Genomic DNA, 8,714 nt, shown 5'->3' on the forward strand with positions numbered 1-8,714 from the left:
CGCAAACAACGCAGGCTGCACCACATCCACCCGCTCCAGCGACGGCGCACCCTCGGCACCACGCAGCACATCCACCAACGACCAGCCGGTGAACGGCCCCAACGCCTCCGCACACTCATCAACCCGCGCAGCAAACACCGGCGACGACTCCAGCAACGCCGCAGCCATACCCACCCACTGCGACCCCTGCCCCGGAAACACAAACACCGTCTTCCCACCGACGACGGAACCCGTCACGACACCGGCCGCCAGAGCCCCCGACGCGACCGCGTCGACACCACCGACGTGGTCACCCAACACCACCGCCCGGTGCTCCAACCCCGCACGCGTCGACGCCAACGACCAGCCCACATCCACCGGATCCACACCCGACCCGGCCCCATCGGCCAACCAGCCCGACAGACGCTCCGCCTGCGCCCGCAACGCCCCCGCACTCCTGCCCGACAGCACCCACGGCACCACCGGCAAACCCGACCGAGACCCACCCTCAACCGGCTCCGACCCCGGCTCCGGCGCCTGCTCCACGATCACATGCGCATTCGTCCCGCTGAACCCGAACGACGACACACCCGCACGACGCGGATGCGTCGTTTCGGGCCACGCCGTCTGCTCCGTGAGCAGCGCGACGGCGCCGGACTCCCAGTCCACGTGGGGCGAGGGCTCGTCGATGTGGAGGCTCTGCGGCAGCACACCGTGCCGCATGGCAAGGACCATCTTGATCACACCGGCGACACCGGCGGCGGCCTGGGTGTGACCGATGTTGGACTTGACCGACCCCAGCAGCAGCGGACGGTCGGTGGGCCGGTCCTGGCCGTACGTCGCCAGCAGCGCCTGCGCCTCGATCGGGTCACCGAGTGACGTCCCCGTACCGTGGGCCTCCACGACGTCCACCTGGTCGGTGGACAGCCGGGCGTTCGCCAGGGCCTGGCGGATGACGCGCTGCTGCGACGGGCCGTTGGGGGCCGTGAGGCCGTTGCTCGCACCGTCCTGGTTGATCGCCGAGCCCCGGACCACGGCGAGCACCGGGCGTCCGTTCCTCCGCGCGTCGGAGAGCCGTTCCAGGAGGAGGACGCCCACACCTTCCGCCGGGCCGAAGCCGTCGGCTCCCGCCGCGAACGCCTTGCAACGGCCGTCCGCGGAGAGTCCACGCTGCTTGCTGAACTCCACGAAGAGCCCGGGGGTGGACATCACGTGCACGCCGCCGGCGACGGCCAGCGAGCACTCCCCGGCCCGCAGCGCCTGCACCGCCAGGTGGAGTGCGACCAGCGACGCCGAGCAGGCCGTGTCGACGGTGACGGCCGGGCCCTCGAGACCGAAGGTGTAGGACAGCCGGCCGGACAGCACACTGGAGGCGTTGCCGGTGCCCAGGTGGCCCGCGTAGTCCTCAGCGGCATCCAACAGCGGGGTGAGGTAGTCCGCGCCGTTCATGCCGACGAAGACGCCGCACCGGCTGCCGCGCAGGACGTGCGGGTCGATCCCTGCCCGTTCGAAGGCCTCCCAGGAGGTTTCCAGCAGCAGCCGCTGCTGCGGGTCCATCGCCATGGCCTCGCGCGGGGAGATCCCGAAGAAGTGGGCGTCGAACGCGGACGCGCCGCTGAGGAATCCGCCCTCGCGGGGGGTCGAGGTGCCCTGGCCGTCGGGGTCGTCCGAGAACAGGCGGTCCAGGTCCCAGCCACGGTCCGTGGGGAATTCGGTGAGGGCGTCACCGCCGGAGGCGAGCAGATCCCACAATTCTTCGGGAGATCGGACGTCACCGGGGAATCGGCAGCTCATGGCTGTGATGGCGATGGGCTCGTGTGCCTGGCTCTCGATGTCCCGCAGACGTCCGTACGCCTCGTCGAGATCCGTCGTGACCTTCTTGAGGTATTCGCGGAGCTTTGCTTCGTTCGCCACTGGCGCTTCACCTATTCGCGTGATCGAGACCGCGGAGGGACTCAGGGGAGGGCTCGGGGAATTCAAGGGACTTCAGGGGGAGTTCAGGGGAACCCGAGGATATTTGACGGAATTGGACAGGCCGGTGGCCGTACCGCCGGACAGGGGTTCCGGCGGTACGGCCTGGGGATGGCTGGGGTTCAGCCCTGGCCGAACTTCTTGTCGATGAGGGCGAACAGTTCGTCGTCGCTCGCGTCCTCGATCTCGTCGGCCGCGGTATCGCCGTCCGGCCGACGGGCGTCGTTCCATCGGGCGAGCAGGGCCTGCAGGCGCACCGCGACGCGTGCGTGGTCCGCGTCGTCGTCGGCCGCGGCGGCGAGTTCCGCCGGGTCCAGCGCGGCGAAGGTGCCTTCGAGGCGGTCGAGTTCCTCCAGTACGGAGAGCTTACGCGCTGCCGTGCCCTCCGAAGCCGACTCGCTCAGCAGCTGCCGTGCGAGCGCGGCGGGGTTCGGGTGGTCGTAGATCAAGGTGGCGGGCAGCCGGAGCCCGGCGGCCGCGCCGAGCCTGTTGCGCAGCTCGACGGCGGTCAGCGAGTCGAAGCCCAACTCCTTGAACGCCTGTTCCTCGCCGATGAGTTCGGCCGACCGGTACCCGAGTACGGCCGCGACCTGCCCGCGTACCAGATCCAGTACGGTCTGCTCCCGCTCTGCGGCCGGCAGCTCGGCCAGCCGCTGCGCCAGCGTCTGCTCATTCGTACCGGCGGAGGCGGTGGCGGCCTGCTCCTCCGCACGGTTCGCGCCGGACGTCGCCGCCGCCCGGCGCTGCCGCACCGGAGTCCGGACCAGTCCGCGGAACACGGGCAGGATCTCGCCGTCGGCGGCGCGGGCCCGCAGGGTCGGAAGGTCGACCCCGACCGGCATCAGGACCGGCTCGTCCGCCGCGAGCGCCGTGTCGAAGAGCGCCAGGCCGTCCGCCGCCGACAGCGGCGCCACTCCACCGCGTGCGGTGCGGGCCCGCTCCGCCTCGGTGAGCCGGCCCGCCATGCCGCGTTCCTCGGCCCACATGCCCCACACCAGGGACAGCGCGGTGAGACCGCGGGCCCGCCGGTGTCGGGCGAGGGCGTCGAGGAAGACGTTCGCCGCGGCGTAGTTGGCCTGCCCGGCGCCACCGAGGGTGCCGGCGGCGGCGGAGAAGAGGACGAACGCCGACAGGTCGAGGTGCCGGGTCAGTTCGTGCAGGTGGAGAGCCCCCTCGGCCTTCGGCCGAAGGACCCTGTCGACGCGCTCGGGCGTGAGCAGGTCCACGACGCCGTCGTCCAGGACGGCCGCGGTGTGGACGACGGCCGTCAGCGGACGCTCGGCGGGCACGGACGCCAGGAGCGCGGCCACGGCGTCCCGGTCGGCGACGTCGCATGCCGCCCAGGTGACCGATGCTCCCAACGCCGTCAGCTGCTCGGTGAGTTCGGCGGCCCTGTCGGCCCCGGCGCCCCTGCGTCCGGTGAGCAGCAGATGCCGTACACCGTGCTCGGCGACCAGGTGCCGGGCGAGGAGGCCGGCGAGTCCGCCGCCGGCCCCGGTGATCAGGACCGTACCGCGGGTGTCGATACGGCTCTGCGCGTCACCGGTTGCCGCCGCCGGGGCAATCGTCCGCGCGAGGCGGGGTACGTACAACACCCCGCTGCGTATGGCCAGTTCGGGTTCGGCGGCGGCCAGAGCACCGGGCAGGACCCGGCCCGAGGCGTCCGCGTCGTCCAGGTCGACGAGGACGAACCGGTCGGGGTGCTCGGTCTGCGCGGCGCGCAGCAGACCCCACACCGGGGTGTGGGCGAGGTCCCCGGCCTCGGTGTCCGTGTGGGCGGCCACCGCACCCCGGGTCACCACGGCGAGGCGCACGCCGGCGAAGCGGCCGTTGTCCAGCCAGCTCTGCACGGCCGCGAGCGCGCGGTGCGTCACGTCACGCGTCTCCTGCGCGAGGCGGGCGGTGTCCTGCGCCGTCGTACCGGTGGCGGCCATGAACGGCACGACCACGATGTCGGGCATCGGCTGCCGCCCGGCCGTGACGGCCGCGTCCAGCGCCGCCAGATCGTCGTACTTCGCGACGGGGGCTCCCGCGCGGCCCAGAGCAGCGGCGAGGAGGTCGCGACCGTCAGCGGTACTGCCGCTGGCCTCGCCGACGACCGCGAGGGTCTCGGCGGCCGGCCGGGCCGGCACCGTGGTACGCACCCAGTCGAGCCGGAACAGTGAGTCGTGCACCCCGTCCGCTGCCACTGCGAACCGTTCGACGTCGAGCTTCCGGGTCACCAGGGCCTCGACGGATGCGACGGGCGCGCCCTGCTCGTCGGCCAGCTCGACGGACACGGTGTCCGTGCCGTCGGGGGTGATCCGCAGACGCAGCGCGTCCGCCCCGACCGCGTGCAGCCGTACCCAGCGCCAGGCCGTCGATTCGCGGCCGGCGGATTCGCAGGAGGTGGTTGCGGCCGCCGACGCCTGCAGCACGGTGTCCAGCAGGGCGGGGTGCAGGGCGAACCGGCCTGCGGAGGCACGCAGTTCGTCGGAAAGTCGAGCCTGGGCGAAGACCTCCTCGCCCCGCACCCAGACCTGGGTCAGGGCCCTCAGGGCCGGCCCGTGGTGGAGTCCCCCGGCCATGAGCCGTTCGCGTACCGCCTCGACGGAGACCTCCTCGGCTCCGGTGGGCGGCCACGGCCCGGCGCAGCCGGCGTCGCCGGTGCTGCCGTTGTCGCTGGTACGGCCGCCATCGCTGATGGCGCCGTTGTCGCCGGATTCGCCTGCGGTCAGGAACCCGGTGGCGTGACGGGACCAGGTCCCGCCGGACGGCCCTTCCACGGCGGTTGCCTCCGGGCGGCTGTGCACCTGCACGGGGCGGCGTCCGTCGTCGTCTGCCCCGCCCACGGTGAGCCGGAGCTGTACGGCCCCTTCCTCAGGAAGCACCAGCGGCGCCTCCAGGATCAGCTCCTCCACCTGCCCGCAGCCGGCCTCGTCCCCGGCTCGCAGGGCCAGTTCGACGAAGGCCGCGCCCGGCACGACCACGGAGTCCGCCACGACGTGGTCGGCGAGCCACGGGTGCGTACGGCGGGAAAGCCGGCCGGTGAACAGGAACCCGCCCGTGTCCGGCAGCTCGACCGCAGCGCCGAGCAGGGGGTGCCCTGCCGGCTCGACGCCGAGCGAGACGGCGTCCTCGAACGCGGCGAAGGAATCGACCCAGTAGCGCTCGTGCTGGAAGGCGTACGTGGGCAGGTCGACACGCCGGGCGCCGGTGCCGGAGAAGTACGCCCGCCAGTCGACGGTGACGCCGTGGACGTGTGCCTGGGCGATAGCCGTGGTGACGGCCTCGGCCTCGGGGCGGCCCTTTCGGAGCACGGGGAGAAACGCGGCGTCGTCCGTCACGCAGTCCTGTGCCAGTGCGGAGAGCACGCCGTCGGGGCCGAGCTCGACGTACGTCGTCACGCCGGCCGCTTCGAGGGCGCGGATGCCGTCGAGGAAGCGGACCGCCTCGCGGACGTGCCGGACCCAGAAGTCCGCCGAAGCCATCTCGTCGGTGACCAGGGTACCGGTCAGGTTGGAGACGACCGGGATGCGCGGAGCCTCGTACGTGAGCTCCTCGGCTGCCTTGCGGAAGTCAGCCAGCATGCCGTCCATGTGCGGCGAGTGGAACGCATGACTGACCGTCAGACGCTTCGTCTTCCGGCCCCGCCCCTCGAAACGCTCGGCGATCACGACCGCCGCGTCCTCGTCACCGGCAACCACGACCGACTGCGGACCGTTGACCGCGGCAATGCCCACCCGGTCGGTCCCGGTCAGCAGCGGCAGCACCTCGTCCTCCGAAGCCTGCACCGCGATCATCACACCACCGGACGGCAGTGCCTGCATCAGACGGCCACGGGCCGCCACCAGAGTGCACGCATCCTCCAGCGACAGCACCCCCGCCACATGCGCGGCGGCGATCTCACCGATCGAGTGACCGGACACGAAGTCCGGCCGCAGACCCCAGCTCTCCACAAGACGGAACAACGCCACCTCGAGCGCGAACAGCGCCGGCTGCGTGAACTCCGTCCGGTCCAGCACCGCCGCATCGGCCCCGAACAGCACATCCTTCAAGGGCAGTTCAAGGTGGACGTCCATGTGGGCGCAGACCGCGTCGAGCACGTCCGCGAAGACCGCGTAGGTCTCGTAGAGCTCGCGACCCATCCCGAGCCGCTGGCTGCCCTGTCCGGTGAACAGGAACGCCACCTGCCGGTCCCCGCTCGCCACACCCTGCGTGAGCCGGGCGGCCGAGTCGCCTGTCCTCAGCGCGGTCAGCGCCTCGCGGTACTCCCCTCGCTCGCCCGCGGCGATCACGGCGCGGTGGTCGAGCACCGCCCGACCGTTCGCGAGCGAGTGACCGACGTCCACCGGCCGCAGCCCGCCGTCTCCGTCGAGGTACGCGAGGAGCCGGGCCGCCTGGTCACGCAGGGCCGCTTCGGTCCTGCCCGACAGGATCCACGGCCACGTGCCGGGGACATCCCGCGGCTGCTCGATGTCGGCTTCCACCTCAGGAACCGCCGGAGCCTGCTCCAGGACGGTGTGCGCGTTCGTACCGCTCACTCCGAACGAGGAGACGCCGGCCCGGCGGGGTCGGCCGGTCTCCGGCCACGCGCGTCGTTCGGTCAGGAGCTCGATGTCGCCGGCCGACCAGTCCACGTGCGGGGTGGGCTCATCGACGTGCAGGGTCTGCGGAAGCACCCCGTGCTGCATCGCCAGCACCATCTTCATCACACCCGCGACACCCGCCGCGGCCTGCGTGTGACCGATGTTCGACTTCACCGACCCCAGCAGCAGCGGCCGGCCGGCCGGGCGGTCCTGCCCGTACGTGGCCAGCAGCGCCTGCGCCTCGATCGGATCACCGAGCCGCGTACCCGTACCGTGCGCCTCCACCGCGTCCACCTCAGCGGCGGACAGACCCGCACCCGCCAGAGCCTGACGGATCACCCGCTGCTGCGACGGACCGTTCGGCGCCGTCAGACCGTTGCTGGCGCCGTCCTGGTTGATCGCCGAACCACGCACCACCGCCAGCACCGGATGCCCGTTGCGCCGGGCGTCAGACAGCCGCTCCACCAGCAGCATGCCCACACCCTCACCCCAGCCCGTACCATCCGCCCCAGCAGCGAACGCCTTGATCCGGCCGTCCGAGGCGAGCCCGCCCTGGCGGGCGAACTCGACGAACGCTCCCGGCGTCGACATCACGGTGACACCACCGGCCAGCGCGATCGAGCAATCACCATTGCGGAGCGCCTGCACCGCGAGGTGCAGGGCCACGAGCGACGCCGAACACGCGGTGTCGACGGTGACGGCCGGGCCCTCGAGCCCGAAGACATAGGAGAGCCGGCCAGAGACGACACTCGCGGAGTTCCCGGTGCTCATGAAACCGTCGCCCCCGTCGGCGGAGTTCAGCACGAGTGAGAGGTAGTCCTGGCCGTTGGTGCCGACGAACACACCTGCCTGGCTGCCGCGCAGGGACGACGGGTCGACACCGGCCCGCTCGAACGCCTCCCAGGAGGTCTCCAGGAGAAGCCGCTGCTGCGGATCCATGGCAAGGGCCTCACGGGGCGAGATCCCGAAGAAGCCGGGGTCGAAGTCCGCGACGTCGTAGAGGAATCCGCCCTCGCGGGCGTACGAGGCGTCCTGTTCGGACCGCGGCCCGAACAGTGACTCGGCGTCCCAGCCGCGGTCGGCCGGGAACTCACCGATGGCGTCGCCTCCGGCGGCCAGCAGCTGCCAGAGGTCCTCGGGGGTGCGTACCCCGCCGGGGAAGCGGCAGCTCATCGCGACGATCGCGATCGGATCGTCGTCGGCGGCCCTGGTCGCAGGGATGGGGGTGGCCGCCGCGGCCCCGGTGCCGAGCAGTCCGGCACGCAGATGGTCCGCCAGGTCGGCGGAGGTCGGGTAGTCGTAGATCAGTGTGGCCGGGAGCCGCAGTTCTGTGGCGGCATTCAGGCGGTTGCGCAGTTCGACCGCGGTGAGCGAGTCGAAGCCGAGCTCCTTGAATGCCCGTCCCGCACCGACGCTCTCCGCGCCGACGTGGCCGAGGACTGCGGCGACCTCCTTGCGCACCAGGTCGAGCAGCAGCCGGTCCCGCTCGGTGGCGGAGAGACCTGCGAGCCGCTGTACGAGCGAGGAACGGCGTTCGGCAGCCGCGTCGGTCCGGCCGTCGCCGTCCGCGCTCAGGGCGAAGAAGCCGCGTGCTTCGGGCAGTTCGGCAAGGAGACGGCTGGGGCGTACCGCGATGAAGCCGGGAGCGAACCGCTCCCAGTCCACGTCCACGACGGCGACGACGGTGTCGTTGGCGTCGAGCGCGTGGCCCAGGGCCTCGATGGCCGGCGCGGCGGCCATGGGCGGCACACCGCCCTTGCGCATACGGGTCTCCAGCACACCGCCGGCGGCCATGCCGCCCTCGGCCCACGGGCCCCAGGCGATCGACGTAGCCGCCAGGCCGGCGGCACGCCGCTGCTCGGCCAGGGCGTCCAGATATGCGTTCGCGGCAGCGTAGTTGGCCTGGCCGGCCGTACCCCACGTACCGGTGACGGACGAGAAGAGCACGAAGGCGGAGAGCTCGATGCCGAGCTCGACGGTCAGCTCGTGCAGGTTGAGCGCGGAGGTCGCCTTCGCACCCAGGACGGTCTCGAAGCGGTCCGGGGTCAGGGCGTCCAGAACACCGTCATCGAGGATTCCGGCCGTGTGGACCACAGCGGTGAGCGTCTCGGCCTCCGCGGCCAGGAGGACACGGAGGGCATCACGGTCGGCGGCGTCACACGCCACGACCGACACCTCCACACCGAGCCCGGACAG

At 72.0% G+C, this 8,714-nt stretch carries 2 protein-coding genes; both read right to left on the reverse strand.

The annotated features are described in order from the left end of the window. A partial coding sequence (locus tag ACZ4Z5_RS33055; protein ID WP_468269931.1) for a type I polyketide synthase occupies positions 1 to 1,893 on the reverse strand: 1,893 nt, incomplete at its 3' end. Between the two features lie 179 nt (positions 1,894 to 2,072). Further along, a partial coding sequence (locus ACZ4Z5_RS33060) for an SDR family NAD(P)-dependent oxidoreductase (RefSeq protein ID WP_468269933.1) occupies positions 2,073 to 8,714 on the reverse strand: 6,642 nt, incomplete at its 5' end.

This window comes from Streptomyces sp. NPDC030222 (genome assembly GCF_055573115.1).